Here is a 22255-nt window from a genome sequence, read left to right on the forward strand (position 1 = left end):
TAAGTATTTTTTGGCTAACATATGGTCTTTTTGTGCTTCCTGAGGTCTTTTTCCTTCCTTTCTGATTTTCTTATGTTAAAGAAACAAGAAATTCACCTTGTAAGTGATAACATTATCAGGAGAAGGAGGGAATGGAATGAAGAAGTACGTTATTGTGACAGGTGGCGTATTGAGCGGTATAGGGAAAGGTATATTCTCTGCTTCTTTGGCAAGGTTAATGAAGGAATATGGAGTCGATGTAAACGTTTTGAAGATCGATCCATATTTGAACGTGGATGCGGGTACTATGAATCCCAATCAGCACGGTGAGGTGTTCGTTACTGACGATGGTTATGAAGCAGATTTAGATCTTGGACATTACGAACGATTTTTGGGAAAAAATATGACGAGAAATAACAACATGACTGCAGGCCAAGTCTATCTAAAGGTCATAGAAAAGGAACGGCAAGGAAAATATTTAGGCAACACTGTTCAGATCGTACCTCATCTTACTGAAGAAATAAAAGATAGGATAAGATCCATCGAAGCAGAGCTCCTTGTTGTAGAGATCGGGGGTACAGTTGGTGACATTGAAGGTGAGGTGTTTCTAGAAGCGGTAAGAGAACTTCAAATCGAGGAAGGAAAGGAGAATTTTCTTTTTGCTCACGTCACCTACGTTCCTTATCTGAGAACAACGAATGAATTCAAAACGAAACCTACACAACAGTCCGTTCAGCTTCTCCGAAGAATAGGAATCACTCCCGATATGATTATCGTGAGGAGTGAATTTCCTCTCGATATTCCCAGCATGAGCAAAGTAGCTCTTTTTTCGGGTGTCTCGAAGGACTTCGTTATAAATCTTCCAGACACCAAGAACGTTTACGAAGTACCAGAAATATTGAGGGATATGGGACTTCACGAAAAAATCTCTTCCAAACTGAAGATTGATTTGAAAGATTCGGATTTCAATTGGTCATATCCGAAAGCTTTCAAACCTTACAGAATTGCTTTGGTGGGAAAATATCTCGGCACCGATGATGCTTATAAGAGCATCATAGAATCTGTTTTTTTGACGGGCATAGAAAAACCAACAGTAGTGGACAGTCAAATGCTCGAGGAAATGGACGATGAAGAAGTTGCGAAGACTCTTGATGAGTACGATGCCCTGATCATACCCGGAGGATTTGGAAGAAGAGGAATAGAAGGCAAGATAAAAGCTATAAAATATGCTCGAGAGAGAAAAAAACCCATTCTTGGTATATGTCTTGGCATGCAGCTCATGATTATAGAATTTGCAAGAAACGTCTTGGGTTACAAAGAAGCCAACTCTACGGAATTCGATCCCAAAACGCCTTATCCTGTGGTGGACCTCATGGAAGAGCAGAAAAGGATATTAAAACTGGGTGGCACGATGAGACTTGGGGCTCAAAAGGTGAAGATCTTCCCAGGAACGAAACTTTACGAAGTGTACGGTGGGATAGATGAAGTTCATGAAAGACACAGGCACAGATACGAAGCGAATGAGGAAGCGTTTCCAGAACTTTTCAAGAAACCCGGTGAAGAGGGTTACAAACTCGTTGTTTCTGCTAAATCCGAGTTTGTAGAGGCCGTTGAGATAGAAGATCATCCTTTCTTCGTGGGAGTCCAGTTTCATCCGGAGTACAAAAGTAAAGTAGGAGCACCTCATCCCATATTCGTATACCTGAAGAGAGTACTGGAGGGATCATAATGATAGATATGCATCTTCATTCCACTTTTTCTTACGATGGAAAAGCAGAGATTGAAGATATCATTTCTCAAACTCAAAAACTCGGTATAAATTACTTTTGTATCACAGATCATTATGAATACGTGGATGGGGAGCTAGTTCACAGTTTCGATGTGGAGGAGTATTTTCTCACGATGGATAAATTCAACCTCCCTCGTGGTGCGGAAATCAGCTGGGATGGAGTGGGTAACGCATTCTTTCCCGAAGGATTCGATTACTTGCTTCTAGGAATACATAAAACTAGTGAAAACTTGTCTCCCGCTGAACTTGCAAGAGATTACCTTGAGAGAACACTGTTTGTTATGGAGAGGGTGGAGTTTCATGCTCTCGCTCATCTCGATTACCCTGCGAGATATTCAGAAGTTGACTTTGAATCAAACAGAGATTTGGTGGAAAAAGTACTGAAATTCCTTGTGAAGAACGAGAAAATACTCGAAGTAAATACAGCCGGACTTTTCAAACACGGGAAACCGAATCCCGATTATTGGATAATAGAGATGTATTGGGATCTTGGGGGGAGACTCATCACCATTGGTTCCGATGCTCACGAAGTTCAACACATAGGTAGAGGTATCATGGAAGTGTTGACGCAGTTGAAAAGGTTCAATTTCGAGTATGTTGTTGTTGAGAAAGGAGGTCTTGTTACCACAAAATTGAGGTGAGGTAATGGCTTTTATTCTGAGTTTTCTCTTAAGTTTGTTCGGTGTTTGGTTTTTTGGCAGAATAGCTAAAAAATTCGAAATTGTAGATAAACCCGATGGCGTTCTCAAACCACATGGGAGGGAAGTCCCTTACCTCGGTGGTTTGGGTATATTCACGGGGCTCTTACCATTTCTCTGGAAAGATTCCCCAGTCCTTTTGGCCTCTTCTCTGGCTCTGGCGATCGGGTTGCTTGACGATTTATTTTCACTCTCGCCCTTTTTCAGATTGATCGTGGAGTTTGGCATTTCCCTACTTTTGATTTGGAGATTTGTGGGATTTTATAATGTGTGGTATTCGGCTTTTTGGATGTTACTCGTGGTTATCCTTATAAATGCTGTGAACATGATGGATGGAATGGACGGTCTTTGTAGTAGTTTGGTTGCTATCTCGTCTTTCTTTTTCTTTTTGTTGGTACAAGGGTCTTTCTTTCAAGAGCTTTCTCTCGCACTTCTTGGAGCTTCCCTGGGATATTTGGTTTTCAACTTTCCACCTGCGAAGATTTTCATGGGAGATGCCGGAAGTTATTTGATTGCCGTCGTGCTTTCAATACTGTTCATTTCTCAAAATCGTCATCCCTCGTTCAATTCTCTTGTTTCCTTCCTTTTTCTTCTGTGGATTTTTCTTCTCGACTTTTTTGCTAGCGTTCTTCGAAGATACAAGAGTAAAAAGCCGATCTTTTTTGGCGACAAAGATCACATGTACGATAAACTCTCACGTCAATTTGGTGTGAGGAAATCGCTTTTTATCATGTCTTTGATACACTCTCTCTTTTGCGGTTTCAGTCTTGGTGCAATGAACAACACGCTGACGAGTGTTATATCGCTCTGTATCAGCGGTTTTTTTTCGTACATTCTTGTGAAAGGCTTGAATTTGACTGGATACGATTGAACAGGAGGGAAAGGATATGGAGATAGTTTTTTACGCAATGTACTCTGTAGTGGCTCTTTTCTCCTCGAGGAAGTTAACGTACGAATTCAGTGTGCCAAAATACGCTATTATAACTGCTTTTTTGGTAATTGTATTCATCATGACGTTATGGAAGCTTTCAAAGAAAGAGAAAGTAGAAATAAAATTCACAATGGCACATTTTGCCTTCTTTACATTCTCAATTTCCGCTCTTCTCTCAACAATAAACGTGTACCGGGACAATCCTTTGTATTTCAGATACTCGATCGACATTGCCATCTATGTTCTTCTCATGGCTATAACATCACTTTTCATATCTAATTTCTTTGTTACCAAAGAGAGGATAAAGAGATTCCTCGTTGTTAGTGTTGCGCTAGCTGGTTTCATAGCGTTTGATGCTCTTTTAAACTTCTATGGCGGTTTCGATGTTTTTCTTGGGAAGATAGGAAGTCCCTTTTCCAGAGGAACCATAAAGGGGACAATTGGAAATGTAAATTTTGTTTCGAATTTCCTATCTTTGAACCTTCCTCTCGCACTTTACCTTGTTGCGGGAGTTGACTTCAGGAAAAAAGAAGCCTCCATTGTGAAAGTCATAGCAGCTGTATCAGCTCTTTTGATGATATCAGGAATACTGATTGGTCAAACGCGATCCCTTTACGTTGCAAACATAATATCTTTGAGTATATTTTTGATGTTTTACTTGATATTCAGGGAGAAAAAAGAACTCGTCAAAGTAAATAAAGAAGTCCTCGGAATGAGCAAAGCTCTCACCGTTTTTGTACTGATCGCTGCTTTCGTTCTGATAGTGCTCTACACCATTCCTTCTCCTTTGAACGGCTATGGAGAGGTGTCACCAACTGAAAGAATCCAAGCAGTTGCCGAGACTAGTTCTTGGCACGAAAGACTTCTCTCTTGGTTGTCTTCCATATATCAGTGGAGGGACCACAAAATTTTTGGAACAGGAATAGGAACTTATCAGCTTCTCACTATAAGTTATATGGGAGACGTTATGGAAGATCATCCAACTCTGATCTACGGTTGGAACAACTTCAAGAGGACGCACAACGATTATCTACAAGTCCTAGGAGAAATGGGAATAGTCGGTTTCATTGCGGTGATCTTTCTTGCGATATCTCTTGCTATTCTGTTCTTCAAAATATTGAGCAGAATCACATCGAGAGACGACCTTTTGCTGTTTTTAGCTCTCGCCAGCTCGTTTTTGACCTTTATGATGCACAGTGCTTTCAGTTTCCCTGCTCATCTTCTCCCCAACGGTTTTCTTGCCGTTTCAGTTGCTTCTATAGCTGTTGGTGGCTATTTTTATTCGGGAAGGAAATTGGTTGTGAACAGAAAACAAGCGTTTGTATTCAGTATGATTGTTCTTCTGATAAGCCTTGTTTCCGCTTACTTAAAATGGAACTACTTCATTTCCGAAGTTTATTTCAAGCAAGGAAATGCTGCTTATCTTTCTATTAGAAAAGTTGAAGAAGATCTTTCCAATCTGGATAGCTACGAACGACAGATAAAAGAATCGTTCGAGGAGTTGAATTCCCTAACGGGAAGATACAGTTATTTGAAACCGGATGAATTCAAAAAATTCGTTATGAAACAAAATCTCCCGTTGAAACCCACTGATTTGGAGATCGAAAAATTGAGGGTTGAGACCATACAAAAAGAACGTCAGAAACTTCAAAGTGCTTTACAGAGGATATCAGCTTACAGATCCCAACTTTTGTCTCAAAGACTGGAATTGTATAAGAAGGCTAAAGAATATTTGCTCAAGTCTGTCGAAATAAACAAGACCTATGGAAGGTCATACTTCTATCTTGCTTTACTCGCAGCGAGTCAGTTCAGATTGGACGAACTGAAAAGTCACTTGAAAGAGAAGGAAGATTATTTGAAATTCTTCGATCAGAACTTTGATGAATATCAGAAGGTAATTCTTCCGGACGTTAAAAAGACGGATCTGATTTTTTTGGGAAATCTCGAGTTTTCAGACTTTGAAGTTTTAGGAACGGATGATCTCATAACTGCGCAAGTTTTTCTAGATTCCATATCGTTGTATTTGTCTTCTCTGAAATCTTTTAATGAAAGAAACACTTATAGAGGACTTGCTACAAGATACGCGGGACTCCACCAAGTCGCAAAGGTTTTGCTTTCAAAATCGCAAATTGATCTTTTGAAGAAAGCGTTCGCTGAAAGAGCTTCCGAGTATTACAATGAATTTGTGAGATACGCCAAGATAACTGTTCATAATCTTCCTGGGGCATGGAACAGATTTCCCGATTGGAAACATTATGATCTCAGGAAAGCAGTAGCAGGTCAGGATATTTACAGATACTTTGCCACTAAAGCCGCAGAAATTCAACCCTTAACTGTTCAAAAGAACAGGGATTTCCTTTTCTATCTTGCGGAAAAGGAAATATGGGCTGTTGGGAACATGCAAAAAGTCGGTGTGTGGGGTGTACCGGATGGTGTATTGGATTTTCTCCATGCAATGCCTTTTGAGTATATGAGTTCGGGCAATCATCAGGAAGCTCTCTTCACCTTTGAAAAAGTGCTTAATTTGTACAAAAAAAGTTATACTGAAATCAAGAACTTATTCACACGTTACGAACTTGCAGCAGATACAAGTTTTGGAAAAACTATTGACAGATTACATCTTTATCTTGAGAGTGTGCTTGGAAGAGAAGAAGCTGATCAATTCAAAACTTTATTTGAAAATTTGCTCGAACGCTTTAAAAATCTCAATTGGTTATCTATAAATGCTCAGGAGATGAAAAGATTCATAACTGAGAAAAATTACTCCTACAAATTGAATCCGTGGCAAGATTTGATTGTTGAACAGTTGAGAAAATTCGAAGATTATGTGAAACAGAAAGGGATCGATATCACTAAGATTTCGGAAATTCTAAGCAAAATATTCAATAATCTTGTTGGACTCAAGGATGTTCTTGTTCTGGAAAGGTATGTGAGATTCTTGGACCACTATAGACTTTTGTTTAATGATGTGAGTCACTATCTACAAAGCCTCGAAAGTGCCTACAGTACAGCAAACGATGAACAATGGAAAGTGATTTTGGAAGACTGGAGTGTGAATCTTTTGGGAGGCGAAAGATTTGAAACAAAAGAGCAGGTTATGGAGTATTTGAAACACGTTAAAGAAACTATGAAGGGTATAGAAGAGATTCTCTAAAAGGTCAAATCATTGATTAGAAACGAAAGGGAGGTTTCTCCTCCCTTTTTTTACAATGATTATTGAGATAAATTCTTGATTGTAACATTTTCGTAATTAAACAGAAGAAATAATTTCCTATAATTTCCTATGAAGGTTACAAATTCAAATGTTTTTGAAAAATAAAATTGTAGGGAGGTGTTATGTATGGAAGGGAAAATTCCATTGATTGGAGAGGAGTTTCCAAGAGTTGAAGTGAGAACAACTCACGGGAAGAAGGTCTTACCAGATGATTACAGAGGAAAGTGGTTCGTATTGTTCAGTCATCCAGCTGATTTTACGCCCGTTTGTACAACCGAGTTCTTTGCTTTTCAGAAAAGGTACGATGAATTTAGGAAGCTAAACACAGAACTAATAGGATTGAGTATCGATCAGGTCTTTTCACACATCAAATGGGTCGAATGGATTAAGGAGAAGTTAGGAGTCGATATAGAATTTCCAATCATAGCCGATGACCTCGGTGAACTTTCGAAAAAATTGGGGCTCATTCATCCCAAAATAGGAACTAACACTGTAAGAGCAGTTTTTATAGTAGATCCCAATGGTATCGTGAGAGCTATAATTTACTATCCGCCAGAGGTGGGGAGAAACATCGATGAAATTCTGAGAGCTGTAAAGGCACTTCAGGTTTCTGATGAAAAGAAAGTAGCGTTACCAGCCAACTGGCCCGAAAATGAAATAGTCAAAGATTCTGTTATACTTCCACCACCAGCAAGTATCGAAAAAGCAAAGGAGAGACTCGAATCCAAGGATCATGAATGTCTCGATTGGTGGTTCTGTTACAAGAAAGTGTAACCAGATACAAAAGTGAGAACAATATGAATGGCCCCATCGGGGCCATTTTTTCTTTTTGATGACTAAGTTTCGTTAAACGATTAATCAACCAATAGTAAAGGTAGTTCTTCTGTTAGATAAAATTGTTCAGCAAGAAATTTTGCGATTTTGTGTTTTATTTCGCTATATTCGCTCATAAAATCATATAGACTCTTGTATTCAATTTTTATGAACTTTGACTAAAAATTCATATCTAGATATAGTTTCACATGAGGTACTTTAAATTTAGATAAATCGGTTTACCACTGTGGGGGAATGATGAATGGCAACTTTGAAGGATATCGCGAAACTGGCAAATGTTTCAGTAGCAACAGTTTCGAATGTTCTAAATGGGAAAGGTAGAGTCAGCGAGGCAAAAAGAAAAGAAATTTTGGAAATAGCGAAAAAGTTGAATTACACACCTAATTTTCACGCGCGTGCAATGGCTTTGAAGAAACGGTTAATAACTATAGGGTTGATAGTTCCCGATATAACAAATCCTTTTTTTGCAAAACTCACTCGTGGTGTTGAGAAAGTGTGCGGAGAAGATGTCTTCGTTATTTTGATAGACTCCTTCAGAGACTTATCTAGAGAAGAAAAATTGATCAGAAAAGCCCGATTTCTAGGTGTTGATGGGTTGATCATAGGAAATTCGCGTGTAGACGATGATCTGGTGAGAGAGGTGTCAACTTATCTTCCTGTAGTCGTTTTTGATAAAGAGTACGAATATGAGAACGTTATATCGATTGTTTTGGATAACTATTATGGAGCGTATCTTGCAACGAAACATCTTCTTGAAAATGGTTGCAATAATGTAATACATCTTGGTGGTACTCCTGAGCTTTATGTCTCCATCGAAAGAAAAAAAGGATACAGTGCTGCTATGATTGAGAAGAATTTGAAACCCATGGTTTTCGAAACAGGTTACAACGAAGATCAAGGTTATGAAATGATGAAAAGAATTCTCGCTTCGAAGATCAAGGTGGATGGTGTTTTCTGTATGAACGATTTAGTTGCCCTGGGTGCATTGAAAGCTATACGAGAGGAAAGGTTGATGATACCACAGGATATACAAATAGTTGGTTTTGATGATGACAAAGAACTTTGTGAGGTTGTTTCACCCTCGCTCTCTTCTATTCATCAACCTGTGGAAGAAATGGGTGAAACTGCAGCGAGATTGTTGATCGAATTGATACAAGGCAAGGTCAAGATAAGACGTTATGTGTTCTCGCCTCATTTAGTGATTCGTGAATCTAGTTCAAGGAGGTTAACACGAAAATGAAAAAGATATTGGTCGTTGCCGCTCACAGTGACGATCCGATCATTGGTATGGGTGGCACCATTAAAAGAATGCGAGAAGCAGGTTTTGAAGTATGGGTACTGAGTATTTGTGGCGACAGAATAAAAGGTTTCGAAGAAGCGGTGAGATTTTTAGGGGGGAATCCATTGAATTTTGATTTTTCTTACTCAAACATCGACGAAAAGGTTTTAGCTGAAAATCTAACCGATTTGATGAAAAGGTTAAATCCAGATATTGTCTTTACCCATTGGATTAAAGAGATTCTGTTTGATCATCAACTGGTTTCGGAGATTACTTTGAAATTGGCCAGAAGAAAAGAAAAAGAGATTTTCGCTTTTGAGATACCAGCGTCTAGTTTGGATTTTTCTTTTGACATAGCAGTGGATATTACGGAATTTTACGAAGCGAAAAAAGAAGCCATAGAGATGATGAAAGGAGCTTTTCAAACTCGTGTGTTCGAAGAAGAAATTCTGCCTTCAGTTATCTACACCTCTGGATTCAGGGGAATACAAGTCGGATGCAAATTTGCCGAAGTTTTCAAACATTTTGGAAGTCGTTTCCCTTTGTCTCCTTACAGTAGGAAACTTTTTGATATTTCAAGACTTTGACAATCTGGAGGGATGTTCATGAAAAAGTTAAAAATGGGAGTAATAGGGGCAGGGAAGATTTCTGAAGTACTCCACATACCGAATATCTATTTTTCAGAATACGCTGAACTCGTTTCTATAGCTGATCCTAACGAAGAACGATTAAGATACTTCAGAACAAAATATTTCAATTTGAAAACATATAAGAATTATGAGGAGATGCTTAAAAACGAGGATGTGGAAGCAGTTGTTGTCGCTGTTCCTAATTCGCTGCATGCCGAAATTTCCCTAAAAGCTTTAAAGTCGGGTAAGCATGTTTTGGTTGAAAAGCCAATGGCAACGAGTTCGAAGGAAGCAATGAAAATGATTGATACTGCTAAGGACCATAAAAAAGTTCTTATGGTGAATCATTCTCAGCGTTTCTTTCCACATCACCAAAAGGCAAAGGAAATTATAGAAGCTGGACTAATAGGTGAAGTACGTGTTGTAAAAACAATGTTTAGTCACTCTGGCCCTGAGAATTGGTCGCCAAATGCTTCCTGGTTTTTTCAAAAAGAAAAGGCATTTTTTGGAGTTTTAGGAGATCTGGGTGTCCACAAGATAGATCTTATAAGATATCTCACCAATTTAGATTTCACAAAATGTTTTGCTCAAATGGCAAGACTGGAGAAAGCAGGAAATGTTGAAGATACAGCAAGTGCTATTCTAGAGCTTTCTAATGGTGGTATAGCAACTCTGGATGTTAACTGGATAACGAAAGGATTGGAAGAAAATTACATAGTAGTGTACGGTGATAAAGGAACTTTAAAGGTTGGTCAAACTGATCCCACGAAAATAGATATATACATTTCTAAACCTGTGAGCTTCCATGGAGAAATCAAACTGAAACCTCTTTTTACCAATGAGGATCCTTATTGGAAACTTCCGGTGATAGACCATTTTGCAAAAGTTTGTTTGGGAATGGAAGAACCAATTGTCAAGCCAGAAGATGGTTATATTGCGATAAAAGTAATTGAGAGGCTGATAGAATCTTCGGAAAAAGGGAGGCTTGTACATATTGAGGAGTGAACCCATACTGAAAGGAATAGGAATCTGTAAGGATTTCTCCGGGGTGAGGGTGTTACACAATATTGATATCGAGATTTTTCCCAAGAAAGTTTATGGTCTAGTTGGTGAAAATGGTGCCGGTAAGAGTACTCTGATGAAAATCCTATCGGGTTTCCTTCAACCCACCGAGGGGAGGATATTTGTCGATGGTAATGAGGAAAAACTCTCACCTTTAAAAGCTAGAGATAAGGGAATAATTCTGGTACCTCAAGAGTTGAATTTGGTTGATACATTACATGTATACGAAAACATATTTCTTGGTGAGGAAATAACAAAAGGAGTTTTTCTCGATAAGAGAAAAATGGTGTCGGCAGCGAATGAGACTCTCAAAGAAATAGGGCTGGATATTTCTTCAGAAGAATTGGTTCAGAATCTTTCGCCTGCACAGAAGCAAATGATAGAGATTGCGAAGGCACTGGTGAAGAAAGCCAGGGTACTCATATTTGATGAACCTACCTCTTCTTTAACTGATGAAGAGGTAGAGAGACTCTTTGAAGTCATAAAGAAGCTTAAAGAAAACGGTTTATCAATAATTTTTATTTCTCACCGATTAAAAGAAGTTTTGAGAATAGCAGATGAATTGATTGTTCTTCGAGACGGGAAGAAGGTTTTTCAAGGGCCGAACATAGACTTATCAGAAAAATCAGTTGCGGAAATGATGGTAGGTCGGACTTTGGAGAAAATGTTCCCAACGAAAAGTTCACCGGGCACTGGAAAAATACTAGAGGTAAAAGGATTATCCACAAAAGACGGATCTGTGAAAAATGCATCTTTCAATGTTTTTGAAGGAGAAATAGTGGGTTTTTACGGATTGGTTGGTTCAGGGCGGACAGAGCTTATGGAAGCTTTGATAGGTTTGAGGGAGATTAGGAATGGGGAGATTGTTTTCCAGGGTAGGAAAGTGAGAATAGAATCACCTGATGTTGCAAAAAGGTTAGGTATAGTCTATCTTCCTGAAGATAGGAAAACTGGAGGAATAATACCAACTTTTGAAGCTTTTAAAAATACCACGCTGATGTCTCTAAAAAAACATATAAATAAGGGATTAATAAACGCTAAGAGTGAACTATCAACCTTCGGGCGATATATTGAAGAGTTTGATATTCGTGTTAGAAGTCCCTTTCAGTTGATAACAACGTTAAGTGGAGGCAATCAACAGAAGGTGGTTATTTCAAAGCTGGTTGAAACAAAAGCAAAAATTTTGATATTTGATGAACCTACCAAAGGGGTTGATGTTAATGCTAAACATCAAATATACGAGATCATGAGACGATTGGTCGAAAGAGATGGAGTATCCATAATAATGGTTTCTTCAGAGTTACCGGAGATCATAGGTATGTGTAATCGATGCTATGTAATGAGATCAGGAGAAATTGTTGCATGTTTAGAAGAAAAAGATCTCACCGAGAACAATATTATATATCACGCTACAGGGGTATCGGTTTGAAAGGAGGGGATGAAGATTAAACTGCTTTCGAAATTTGGAATAGTTTTCGTTTTAATTGGTTTGGTTGTCGTCTCAGGAATTCTTAGTCCGTCCTTCCTTAAAGTAAGGAACATTTTGAATATATTCTGGCAAACCTCTTATGTAGGAATATTAGCCATAGGTATGACTTTTGTTTTGATATCGGGAGGAATAGATTTATCTGTTGGTTCTATGGTTGCACTTGTAGGAGCCTTTGCCATAGAAACAGTGAACAGGTTTGGGGATAGCCTGTTCAGCGTTTTCGTTGCAATACTTTTAGCTTATGGATTGGGAGCACTCCTAGGAACAGGTATGGGGATTCTGATAACAAAAGGGAAAATACCTGCATTCGTTGTTACACTCGGTGGAATGGCGATCTACAGATCTCTAGTGCTGCACTTTGCAAACGGTGGAGTATACATGAGTAACTCCCTAAAATATTCCAGTTTTGGAATGGCTTTTTTTCTGGGAATGCCTATACCAATGATTGTCTTTATCGTCTACGCAATAGTCGCTCATATTGTTCTCGAGAAAACCAAATTCGGGCGTTATGTGTTTGCAGTGGGTGCCAATGAAACAGCAGCCGTGTATTCCGCTATAAAAGTGGACAAAATAAGAACCCTAACGTACACAATAAGTGGAATTTCTGTTGCCACTTCCGCGGTTTTGCTCTCATCAATGATGGGTTCCGTAAGTTCTTCATCGACTGGGATGAATTTTGAGTTGGATGCTATAGCTGCGGCTGTAATAGGTGGTACGAGTCTTAGTGGAGGGAAGGGGAGTGTTATAGGTACTTTTCTAGGAGCTTTGATATTAGGAGTCATAAACAACATGTTGGTAATGCTCAACGTAGCGGTTTATTTACAAGGAATGGTGAAAGGTTTGATAATAATAGGAGCGGTTTTGATGCAAAATCTTCGAAGAGAATAATGGGGGGATAATAAATTCCATACTTAACTTTTGGGAGGTGTGTATGTATGAAAAGGTTTATTGTCATGCTCTTAGTGATACTCGGGTTGGTAGGGCTGTTTGCGGAAAAGTTGAGGATAGGAGTAGCTATTCCGGCAGCTGATCATGGTTGGACAGCAGGGGTTGTATGGTGGGCCAAGTATGCAATCGACCAGTACAAGAACGATCCAAATGTGGAATTTTATCTTGTCACTGCAAGGGAACCGAGTGAACAAATTGCTCAGGTTCAAGCTCTCTTGACAAAGGGAATAGATGCTCTAGTGATACTCCCATATGAATCCGCGCCTTTAACACCTATATGTGTTCAAGCGTTTAGAGAAGGAGTATACACAGTTATAGTTGACAGAGGAATAACTTCAGAAGAATACAACGTTTATATTGCAGGAGATAACTATATGTACGGATATCTGGCTGGAAAGTACATTGGAGAAAAACTCAACGGTAAAGGAAACGTTGTAATAATTGAAGGTATACCCTCTGTAATAAATACGGAAAGGGTCAATGCCTTTAAGGATGCACTGAAACTGTATCCGGGAATTAAGATAATAGCTCAACAACCCGGATATTGGAGTAGGGAAAAAGCGTTCGAAGTTATGCAAAATATACTGACAAAATTCAACGATATAGACGCAGTGTGGACAGGTGACGATGACATGTTACATGGTGTTTTACTGGCTTTGAAACAAGCTGGATGGAACAAGGACATCGTTCTTGTTGGAGGAGCAGGAGAAAAGAACATAGTGAAAATGATAATGGAAGGACATCCTTGGATAGAAGTGGATTTCACGTACCCACCCAACATGATAGCCACCGCTATCAATTTGGCTGTGATGGGTTTGAGAGGCGAATCCTTGAACGGTTTCTATCAAAAAGGAATTCCTAGAAAGATAATACTTTCAACGGAAACAATTACCAAAGAAAATGCAAAAGATTACTACTATCCGGAGTCAGTATTCTGAGTTAGTTAAAGAGAGTGGGGGTGTTCCCCACTCTTCGTTTTGTTGGATAACATATGAACCGAAAGTGCAAGGAGAGTGAGTGAGAATGAAAATAGGTTTTCTCACAGTAGCTTTAGGAACTCTAAGACTAGAAGAGATAGTAGATTGGGCTTCTAGTGTGGGTTTTGAAGCTCTTGAGATTGCTGCATGGCCTTTATCGAACGAGAGAGATTTTTCGGCAACAACGATAGATGTTAATACGTTCACAAAGGAAAAAGCAAAAGATTTGAAGGTTTTATTGGAAAAGAAGGGTATGATAATTTCTTCACTTGCGTATTACGATAACAACTTAGATGTCAACTTGGAGAAAAGGCGTTTCGTAAACGAGCATTTGAAAAAGGTAATCGATGTTGCTAGCTGGTTGGGAGTAGAGCTTGTGGGAACGTTTGTAGGAAGGGACGTTTCAAAAAACGTTGAAGAAAACATTAAGGAATTCGAGAAAGTTTTTAAGCCATTAATCGGTTATGCCGAGAGTAAAAATGTGAGGCTGATGATAGAAAATTGCCCTATGGTTGGATGGCAGGAACCTGAGAAAATAGGTAATGTGTTTTATTCTCCACAAATTTGGAGAGAAATCTTTCGTATAACCCCAGATTCTTTTGGCTTGAATCTTGATCCTTCTCATCTGTATTGGTTGGGAATAGACTATATGAAGGTGATAGAAGAGTTTAGTAATAGGATTTTTCATGTTCATGCCAAGGATGTGGAAGTAAAGGACGACTTACTTTACAATCAAGGTATATTCGGATATTTTGGGACAAACCTGCATGGGAAAAGCTGGTGGGAATACAGATTGCCAGGTTTTGGAGAGATAGATTGGTCAGATTTTATCAGATCTTTGAAAAAAGCAGGGTATGACTTTGTTATAAGTATAGAGCATGAAGATCCTGTATGGAGTGGTACAGTGGAAAAATCCAAGAAGGGGCTCAGAATGGGGCTGGAATTTTTGAAAGAATTTACATGAAGCGAAAAGCGGGGGATAACCCCCGCTTTCCTTTTATTCAACATTCTCTTTGGTAACAAGTTTCAGCTCAACTGGGAAGAATACGGTACCGGTGGTGAGATATTCGAAAGCTTTTGTTACCGCTAATTGTCCCATCAGATATGGTTGTTGTGCAATTGTTGCTTCCATGTCTCCTTTCTTAATTGCTTCGATAGCATCGGGAATAGCATCGAAACCAACTACTATTATTTGATCAAGTTTTCCGGCAGCTCTTATGGCTTCGATGGCTCCGAGGGCCATTTCATCGTTCTGTGCGAACACAGCATCGATGTCGGGATGTGCTTCCAATATATTTTCCATAACTGTTAGACCTTCTGCTCTGTTGAAATTGGCTGTTTGTTTCGCCACGAGCTCTAAACCGGGATATTTCGCCAATTCCTCTTCAAATCCTTTCCCTCTGTCTCTCGCAGCGGATGTTCCAGGTATTCCAACAAGTTCTACAACCTTGCCTTTTCCGTTCAAAACCTGTGCGATATATCTTGCGGCCATTCTTCCTCCCTCGACGTTGTCTGAAGCAATGTGACAAACTACCTTTCCTCCGTTCGAAGCCCTGTCAACGGTTATTACTGGAATTCCTGCTTCATTTGCACTTTCCACAGCCGTAACTATGGCGTCACTGTCGGTTGGATTGATGATTATCAGATCTACTTTTCTTTGAATCAAATCTTCAATGTCATTCAGTTGTTTGGCAGGGTTGTCTTGAGCGTCTACCACTATTAGCTCTATCCCCAATTTTTGAGCCGTGTCTAATGCACCGTCTCTCAGAGTGACAAAGAACGGGTTGTTAAGAGTTGACAAGGACAATCCTATCACAAATTTTGCTCCAAAGATGCTACCAGTCAACAAAATTACCAGAAGCACAATACCGAGATACCTTTTCATAACAAACCCACCTCCCTCAATAAAAGATTTGGGATTATTTTTCCCTTTCTAAAAGCACTGCCGCGAGTATGATACTTCCTTTTACGGCTTGCTGATAAAACGGAGATACATTAAGGAGATTAAGCCCATTGTTTATAATCCCCATAATCAGTGCACCGAAAAGAGTTCCCAAAACTGTTCCCTTACCACCTGTCAAACTGGCTCCTCCCAACACGACAGCCGCTATGGCGTCGAGTTCATAACCTTGACCAAATATAGGTTGAGCACTATTGAGTCTAGCTGTTAGGATGATCCCACTTATAGCACTGTACAGTCCACTTATTACGTAGAAAGAAATTTTGTATCTATCTACATTTACACCACTGAGTCTAACTGCTTCCTCGTTCCCACCAATGGCGTATGCATAAAGTCCCAACTTTGTTTGAGACAGAAGATACCATGTGAGAAAGAAAACACCAAACATGATCAGAACAGGGATAGGTATCGACGCGATCTCACCTCTTCCTATGAAAGTGAATGTCCGACTAAACCCAGTTATTGGCATACCGTTTGTATACAAGAGTGTAAAGCTTCTAGCGATTGCCATTGTTGCAAGCGTGACAATAAAGGGTTGTAACTTTGCTTTCGCTATTAACAATCCGTTGAACGCACCCAGCATTATTCCTATTCCAAGACTTAGAAGAATTGCAAGGGGTATAGATCCGATTTGCTTCAATAAGGAAGCGAGAACAACAGCACTAAAAGCGAACACGGAACCCACTGAAAGATCTATACCACCGGAAATGATAACGATCGTCATTCCAAAAGCAATAATTGCTTGAATGGAAACTTGCCTTAAAACATTGAGGAAGTTGGAAACAGTAAGAAATCGATCGGACAAGATCGATAAAACTGTTACCAAAGCTATGAAACCGATTACAACAGGATAACTTCTTGCGAGATGCCATATTTTTTTCATTCACTGTACACCCCCATTGCTGCTCTTATTATGTTTTCCTGAGTAATTTCTTCTTTTTCAAGCAAGGCTGTCTTCTTTCCTCTGTGCAAAACCATGACACGATCGCAAAGATTCACTATTTCAGGTAATTCTGAGGATATAAAAATGATGCCTACACCCTCGTTTGCTAATCGATTTATCAATTTGTATATTTCAACTTTCGATCCCACATCTATACCGCGCGTTGGTTCCACGAATATGGCCAGACGAGGTTTTTTAAGGAGATATTTTGCTATCACAACTTTCTGCTGGTTTCCGCCCGAAAGATTTTTGACCAACTGTTTTACAGATGGCGTTTTGATTTTCAAGTATTCCACGAGTCTCTCACTCATTTCCATTGCCTTCTTCCAGTCGATTTTTACAAAATGCGAAACCAATTCTGTGTTTGGAAGAATAATGTTTTTCATAACACTCAGTTCTAGAACAAGGCCCATTATCTTTCTGTCCTCCGGTATCATAACGATCCCGTTCTTTAAAGCATCTAGCGGGGTTTTAAGTTTGGTGATTTTTTCCCCGAAAAGAGCCATTTCTTCAAATCGGGATTCTATAGCTCCGAATAGTCCCAAGGCTAACTCACTTTTTCCACATCCCACCAAACCTGCTACACCAAAAATTTCTCCTTTCTTAACCGTGAAAGAAAGGGGTTCTACGTGATTTGGAACGGCGAAGTTTTTTACTTGAAAAACTGTTTCTTCCTCAGGTGTGTTGAACTTTGGGTACATTTCTGTAATGGTTCTTCCTATCATCATTTTGATGATTTCGTTTCTATCAAAATCTTCTATCCTACCGGTACCTACCTTTTTCCCATCCCTCAATACAGTCACTCTATCAGCTATCTCGAATATTTCTTCAAGTCGATGTGAAATGAATACAATGGAGATTCCTTGCCCCTTAAGATCACGCATTATTTCAAAGAGTCTCTCCACCTCATGTTCAGTAATGGTTGCGGTAGGCTCGTCCATTATGAGGATTTTTACGTTTCTTGAAAGAGCTTTTGCTATAGACACAAGTTGCTTTTCAGAAACTCCTAGATTCTCTACCTTATCACTGGGATCTAAATCGAATCCCAATTGTTCGAGCAATTTTTTGGCTTCTGCAAAGAGTTGCTTTTTAGATACATTCCAGCGCCTTTCTAGACCTAAAAATATATTCTCAGCTACTGTGAGATTTTCACAGAGATGCAATTCTTGGTATATCATGGCGATTCCTTTGTTTTGAGCGTCCAAGACAGAGGAAAAGAGTGTTTCCTTTCCTTCCAAAAGAATCTTTCCCTCATCTGGTTTGAGAATACCTGCCAATATTTTCATTAAAGTGCTTTTTCCTGCTCCATTTTCTCCAACGAGAGCGTGGATTTCTCCCTTATCCAAGTCGAAGTCTACTCTATCAAGTGCTATTACACCAGGGAAACGCTTTGTAATATGCTTCATCTCAAGGAGTTTCAAAATGTAACACCCCCAACGAGTATCACATTTGAATAGGGAACGTTTGCACCTGTTCTTATGATCCCTTTGGAATCTCTAGATATTTTTTTGAATTCTTCATGCGGCACGAATTCCACTTTTACAGGGCCATTTATCTCTTCTATTAACTCAACAAGCTTTTGGAGTGTAGAGGAATTTACCGTTTTCATTTCTTCTGCCAATATGATTTTTTCCACTTTCAATTCTTTCAATATCACCTCGACGACTTCAAGAAGACCAGGCCTGCCATTGTCTATTACCAAATCAACCTTTTTGACACCTTGAGGAATTGGAAAACCAAGATCTGCGATTGTTAACAGATCCATATGTCCCATTTCCGCTACAATTTTAGAAATCTCTGAATTCAATATGCCGGTCTTTTTCACCTTCCACACCCTCCTCTCTGTTTGGTTGTTTCCCTAATTACCAGCTTTGTTTCAAGAACAACGCCAGTTTTCCTTTTCATCTTTCCGTTGATCAGATGGAAGATAATTTTTGCTGCTTCGCGGCCCATTTCGTAAAATGGTTGTCTCACCGTCGTGAGCGAAGGTTTGTAGTGCTTACTGAAGGGAAGATCATCGAATCCTGTTACACTGACATCATCTGGTATGCTGTAGCCTTTTTCTTCTAAAGCATCTATCGCTCCATATGCCATCAAATCGTTTCCACAAACAATTGCATCGGGTATCTTTCTCAGTTTTTTTGCAAGGGAAAAACCACTTTCGTATGTGAACTGCCCAAAATATACTTCGTATTCTTTTACGTTGCGTTCCTTTAAAGCGTCGAGAAACCCTTTCAGTCTCTCTTTAGCACTGTACGTGTTCTTTTCTCCATTTAGAAATACAAAAGATCTGTGCCCGATGTTTATCAAATAGTTGATCAAATTTTTCATACCATTGTAATTGTCGCTAACAACGTATGGTGCTTCACACCCTTCATATAGCCTGTCTACAAAGACTATTTTTGTTTTGTTGAGGGAATTCTTAATAACGTTATTGTGACTTCCCGCTCCTATGAACAGTAGCCCATCGACCTTCCTTGTTATAAGCATTTGAAGCAATTTCTCTTCTTCTTCAACGCTGTGATTCGAACTACATATCATCAAAAATACTTTCTTTCTCTTCAGAAAATCCTCTGCCCCTTTGACTATTAAGGAAAAAAACGGATTGGTTATATCAGGAATAACAAAACCAATTGTGTTGGTGAAACCCCTTCTCAAGCTTTGTGCTATTGGATTGGGGTTGTACCCGAGTTTTTCTATAGTCGATAAAACTCTTTCTCTTAGCTCATCACTTACGGGAGCGCTGTTGTTTATTACTCTGGAAACGGTAGACGGTGATACTCCTGCCTCACGAGCGATGTCTCTTATCGTTATTTCTTTCATGTTTTCACCTCGTTGAGAAGATTCTCTACTTCTTCCCTTTTAGGTATGGACGTTTGTGCACCGTATCTTGTAACAGATATAGCAGCAGCTGCATTAGCAAACTTTATGGCGCTCTCAGTGTCTTTTCCTTCTGATATCGCAACCGCAAACGCACCATTGAACACATCCCCCGCAGCTGTTGTATCGAGTGCTTTTACTTTGAAAGCCGGTATATGGTATGTTCTTTTCTGGTTGATCAAAAGGACACCTTTTTCGCCAAGCTTGATTATCACGTTCTTTGTTCCCATATTTAACATCTTCTTGGCTGATTCTTCCAACGTAGAGAACTCTCCGAACAAATCCATGGATAGCATTTTCATTTCTTCTTCGTTTGGTGTGATAAAATCCACGTGCTGCATTATTTCTTTTCTTATTTCCTGAGCCGGCGCAGGATCAAAAATTACCAAGCCTGAGAACTTTTCTGCTACTTCTAAAGTAGTTTCAAATGGTATCTCGTTTTGAAGGAGCACTATCTGACTTCTTGAAAGCATTTCCCAATCGATCTTATCTTTTGTCAAGTAGGAGTTTGCACCCTGAAAAATGATGATTCTGTTTTCCCCCTCTTTTGTAACTTCAATGAAAGCTCTGCCAGTCGGTTTATCGATGAGAGAAAATCCTGTGATTTTGTAAAGTGTAAAATTTTCAATTAACAATCTCCCATATTCATCGTTTCCAACACATGTTACAAAGTAACAACCTTTTTCTCCGAGCTTTGCTACTGTTACGGCTTGATTTGCTCCTTTTCCACCGGGGAAAAAGGACAACTCTAAAGCTTTCTGCGTTTCTCCAGGTTTGGTAAAGTGATCTACTTTGAGAACGACATCGACGTTTGAACTTCCAACAACTGCTATCAATTCGTGTTACCTCCCTCCTCATGTTGGCTTTTAAATCTCTTCGAAGGAACTTTTAGAAACTATCTCTTCCCACTCGGAAGGTTCATGATAGCTGTAGTCTTCTCTCTTTGGAAGATCTTTTAGAACTTCGTAAAATCAGATACCAATCGAAAGAGTCTGTGACTTCAGAAACATCGTATCCTTCCTCTTCGGGTTGTTTTATTTAATCCTGAGATCTTCGAGAAGCATTTGTATTCCACCTTCTTTTGAATAGGTTATTGGAATTTAAGAGCATAAGCGCCTGTTTGTGTTCTTTGTCATGATTCTGAGATTATTTTTTCAAATCGATAAATTCGAACTTGCCTTTTGCTGAAATCGTTTTCGAAATCGTTTTCACAAGTATGATAACAAAAAAACACCTACCAAATTCAAGTATTAAAACTGAATGAAAACAAGAAAAAATACATATTAATCGAAAATAATTTTTGATATTTCTGTGAAAAAGAATATATTTCGAGTTTTTTATGTATGTCCTATCAAACGGTTATTGGAGCCACATGTTTTTGAATATCTTCTTCGTGCCCATCGTACAAGATCTCCTGAACACTCTATAAATCCAAAATAGATGTGGTAAAACGTTAGAATTTTAATTGTTAATTAACTGCAAATTAACTTGACATGGTGATACCTTTTGTTTAACAATACAATATGAAGTTGCGTGCAGCATGCAACTAACCATCAAGGGGGTAAATGCTATGATTCTTTCTCCAACCCAACACCAAATCTTACGAGTTCTGATAGAACACGAAAAAGTTTCTATGAAGGGAATTGCAAAAGAGCTTTCCATAAATCCTTCGACTGTTTCAAGAAATTTCCGGCCACTGATTGAATCAGGTTTTGTTGTAAAAACAGAAGAACTTGCACCTGGTTCACAAGGTGGTAGGAAAACCAGTCTTTTTTCGGTGAATCCAAGCAAGTTTTTCGTTGGAGGTATCGGTATCGAACAAAACAGGTTAATGGGCGTGGTGATAGATGTTAGAGGGAATCCTGTTCATACCTTTGAAAAGCATGAGGATCTTACAGGGAGCAACTTCCTCCCTGCTTTGCTTGAAACAATGAAAACGATTCTTAGGAAATACAGGAGTATAATTGGCATCTCAATTGGAATGCCAGGAATCATTCAAAATGGAGAGGTAATCGTTTCTTCTGCAATAAAAATTGAAAACCTTGAGCTTGCAAATTTGATCGAAAAAAGCATTGGCCTAAAATCCATTGTTCTCAATGATGCTAATGCTGCTGTGGTGGGTTCGTCATATCGGCGAAAGAATGTGGTGTACTTTCTTCTTTCTGTCCCATATTATTTGAATCTTCCGGTAGGGATTGGTGCAGGGCTTTGGCTTGAAGATAGGTTGTACGAAGGTTCGAAAGGAGCCGCCGGTGAATTTGAGGAACACACTCTTCCTCCCATTCTCGATGAACCGTTGAATATAGACGAAACGAACCTAAAATTACTTCCCTTTAAAGTCTTTTCGGAACTCTTGGAGAAGCTGATCTCGATATCTTCCTTTGTAGCCTATTTGTTCGATCCAGAAGCACTCGTATTCGGTGGCGATATCGTCCTTTTTCCAGATATATTTGTAAAGGAGCTTGAAAAGGAAATTAGAAAACGTCTTCAAAAAAGGCGTATTTCGGAAACTGAAATTTTATTTGATGAAAAAGGTCTTTGGACAACAGCTTTCGGTGCTGCTCGTGCTTTCTGGAAAAAGATAGTGAGAGACTACGAATTTGCTCAAGAGGTTATCAGGTTGGTCAAAGAATGAAAAGAATG

Annotated in this window: 19 protein-coding genes; 13 read left to right on the forward strand and 6 right to left on the reverse strand. The window is 39.2% G+C overall.

Translation table 11 applies throughout. The annotated features are described in order from the left end of the window. Positions 1–136 precede the first annotated feature (136 nt). The 12 genes from AS005_RS07915 to AS005_RS07970 all read left to right on the forward strand — a co-directional run bounded on the left by AS005_RS07915 (position 137) and on the right by AS005_RS07970 (position 14793). Entirely contained in the window at positions 137–1708 is a 1572-nt protein-coding gene (locus AS005_RS07915; RefSeq protein WP_101511174.1) for a CTP synthase, read from the forward strand. Beyond that, positions 1708–2409: a PHP domain-containing protein gene (locus AS005_RS07920; protein ID WP_101511175.1), complete on the forward strand. Its 702-nt coding sequence runs from the start codon at positions 1708–1710 to the stop codon at positions 2407–2409. Before AS005_RS07915 ends, AS005_RS07920 begins: the two co-directional genes overlap by 1 nt. A gap of 4 nt (positions 2410–2413) precedes the next feature. Further along, positions 2414–3337 carry a glycosyltransferase family 4 protein gene (locus tag AS005_RS07925; protein WP_101511176.1) on the forward strand — a complete coding sequence of 308 codons (924 nt, stop codon included), beginning with the start codon at positions 2414–2416 and terminating at the stop codon, positions 3335–3337. A gap of 16 nt (positions 3338–3353) precedes the next feature. After that, positions 3354–6551: an O-antigen ligase gene (locus AS005_RS07930; RefSeq protein WP_101511177.1), complete on the forward strand. Its 3198-nt coding sequence runs from the start codon at positions 3354–3356 to the stop codon at positions 6549–6551. 186 nt (positions 6552–6737) lie between these two features. Next, positions 6738–7385, forward strand: a complete 648-nt coding sequence (locus tag AS005_RS07935) for a peroxiredoxin (RefSeq protein ID WP_101511178.1) — start codon at positions 6738–6740, stop codon at positions 7383–7385. A gap of 301 nt (positions 7386–7686) precedes the next feature. After that, positions 7687–8685 (forward strand): LacI family DNA-binding transcriptional regulator, encoded by a 999-nt coding sequence (locus tag AS005_RS07940; RefSeq protein WP_101511179.1) that lies wholly within the window; start codon positions 7687–7689, stop codon positions 8683–8685. Continuing rightward, positions 8682–9311, forward strand: coding sequence for a PIG-L deacetylase family protein (locus AS005_RS07945; RefSeq protein ID WP_101511180.1), 630 nt, complete (start codon positions 8682–8684; stop codon positions 9309–9311). The genes AS005_RS07940 and AS005_RS07945 overlap by 4 nt, the downstream gene beginning before the upstream one ends. A gap of 18 nt (positions 9312–9329) precedes the next feature. Beyond that, positions 9330–10358 (forward strand): Gfo/Idh/MocA family protein, encoded by a 1029-nt coding sequence (locus tag AS005_RS07950; RefSeq protein ID WP_158241065.1) that lies wholly within the window; start codon positions 9330–9332, stop codon positions 10356–10358. After that, complete coding sequence (locus AS005_RS07955) at positions 10339–11844, forward strand: sugar ABC transporter ATP-binding protein (protein WP_233186297.1); 1506 nt, start codon at positions 10339–10341, stop codon at positions 11842–11844. Before AS005_RS07950 ends, AS005_RS07955 begins: the two co-directional genes overlap by 20 nt. Before the next feature lie 9 nt (positions 11845–11853). After that, a complete protein-coding gene (locus AS005_RS07960) occupies positions 11854–12792 on the forward strand; it encodes an ABC transporter permease (RefSeq protein WP_101511182.1) in 939 nt (312 codons plus the stop codon). A 47-nt stretch (positions 12793–12839) separates the two neighbouring features. Continuing rightward, positions 12840–13790, forward strand: a complete 951-nt coding sequence (locus AS005_RS07965) for a substrate-binding domain-containing protein (RefSeq protein WP_101511183.1) — start codon at positions 12840–12842, stop codon at positions 13788–13790. A gap of 85 nt (positions 13791–13875) precedes the next feature. Next, a complete protein-coding gene (locus tag AS005_RS07970; protein ID WP_101511184.1) occupies positions 13876–14793 on the forward strand; it encodes a sugar phosphate isomerase/epimerase in 918 nt (305 codons plus the stop codon). A gap of 33 nt (positions 14794–14826) precedes the next feature. On the opposite strand, the gene rbsB is transcribed toward AS005_RS07970, so the two are convergent. The 6 genes from rbsB to rbsK are packed head-to-tail and all read right to left on the reverse strand — an operon-like array spanning position 14827 to position 20448. Next, positions 14827–15714, reverse strand: coding sequence for a ribose ABC transporter substrate-binding protein RbsB (gene rbsB / locus AS005_RS07975; RefSeq protein WP_101511185.1), 888 nt, complete (start codon positions 15712–15714; stop codon positions 14827–14829). Positions 15715–15748: 34 nt separating this feature from the next. Next, positions 15749–16672 (reverse strand): ABC transporter permease, encoded by a 924-nt coding sequence (locus AS005_RS07980; RefSeq protein ID WP_101511186.1) that lies wholly within the window; start codon positions 16670–16672, stop codon positions 15749–15751. Beyond that, positions 16669–18138 carry a sugar ABC transporter ATP-binding protein gene (locus AS005_RS07985; protein WP_199203895.1) on the reverse strand — a complete coding sequence of 490 codons (1470 nt, stop codon included), beginning with the start codon at positions 18136–18138 and terminating at the stop codon, positions 16669–16671. The genes AS005_RS07980 and AS005_RS07985 overlap by 4 nt, the downstream gene beginning before the upstream one ends. A gap of 11 nt (positions 18139–18149) precedes the next feature. Next, on the reverse strand, positions 18150–18557 hold the full coding sequence (gene rbsD / locus AS005_RS07990; RefSeq protein ID WP_101511188.1) for a D-ribose pyranase: 408 nt from the start codon (positions 18555–18557) through the stop codon (positions 18150–18152). After that, a complete protein-coding gene (locus tag AS005_RS07995; protein ID WP_101511189.1) occupies positions 18554–19555 on the reverse strand; it encodes a LacI family DNA-binding transcriptional regulator in 1002 nt (333 codons plus the stop codon). The genes rbsD and AS005_RS07995 overlap by 4 nt, the downstream gene beginning before the upstream one ends. After that, positions 19552–20448, reverse strand: coding sequence for a ribokinase (rbsK, locus tag AS005_RS08000; RefSeq protein WP_101511190.1), 897 nt, complete (start codon positions 20446–20448; stop codon positions 19552–19554). The genes AS005_RS07995 and rbsK overlap by 4 nt, the downstream gene beginning before the upstream one ends. 734 nt (positions 20449–21182) lie before the next feature. On the opposite strand from rbsK, the gene AS005_RS08005 reads away from it, so the two are divergent. Then, positions 21183–22247, forward strand: a complete 1065-nt coding sequence (locus AS005_RS08005) for an ROK family transcriptional regulator (RefSeq protein ID WP_101511191.1) — start codon at positions 21183–21185, stop codon at positions 22245–22247. The last annotated feature ends 8 nt before the right edge of the window (positions 22248–22255 follow it).

Origin of the sequence: Thermotoga sp. KOL6 (assembly GCF_002866025.1) — a bacterium.
Taxonomy (GTDB): domain Bacteria; phylum Thermotogota; class Thermotogae; order Thermotogales; family Thermotogaceae; genus Thermotoga.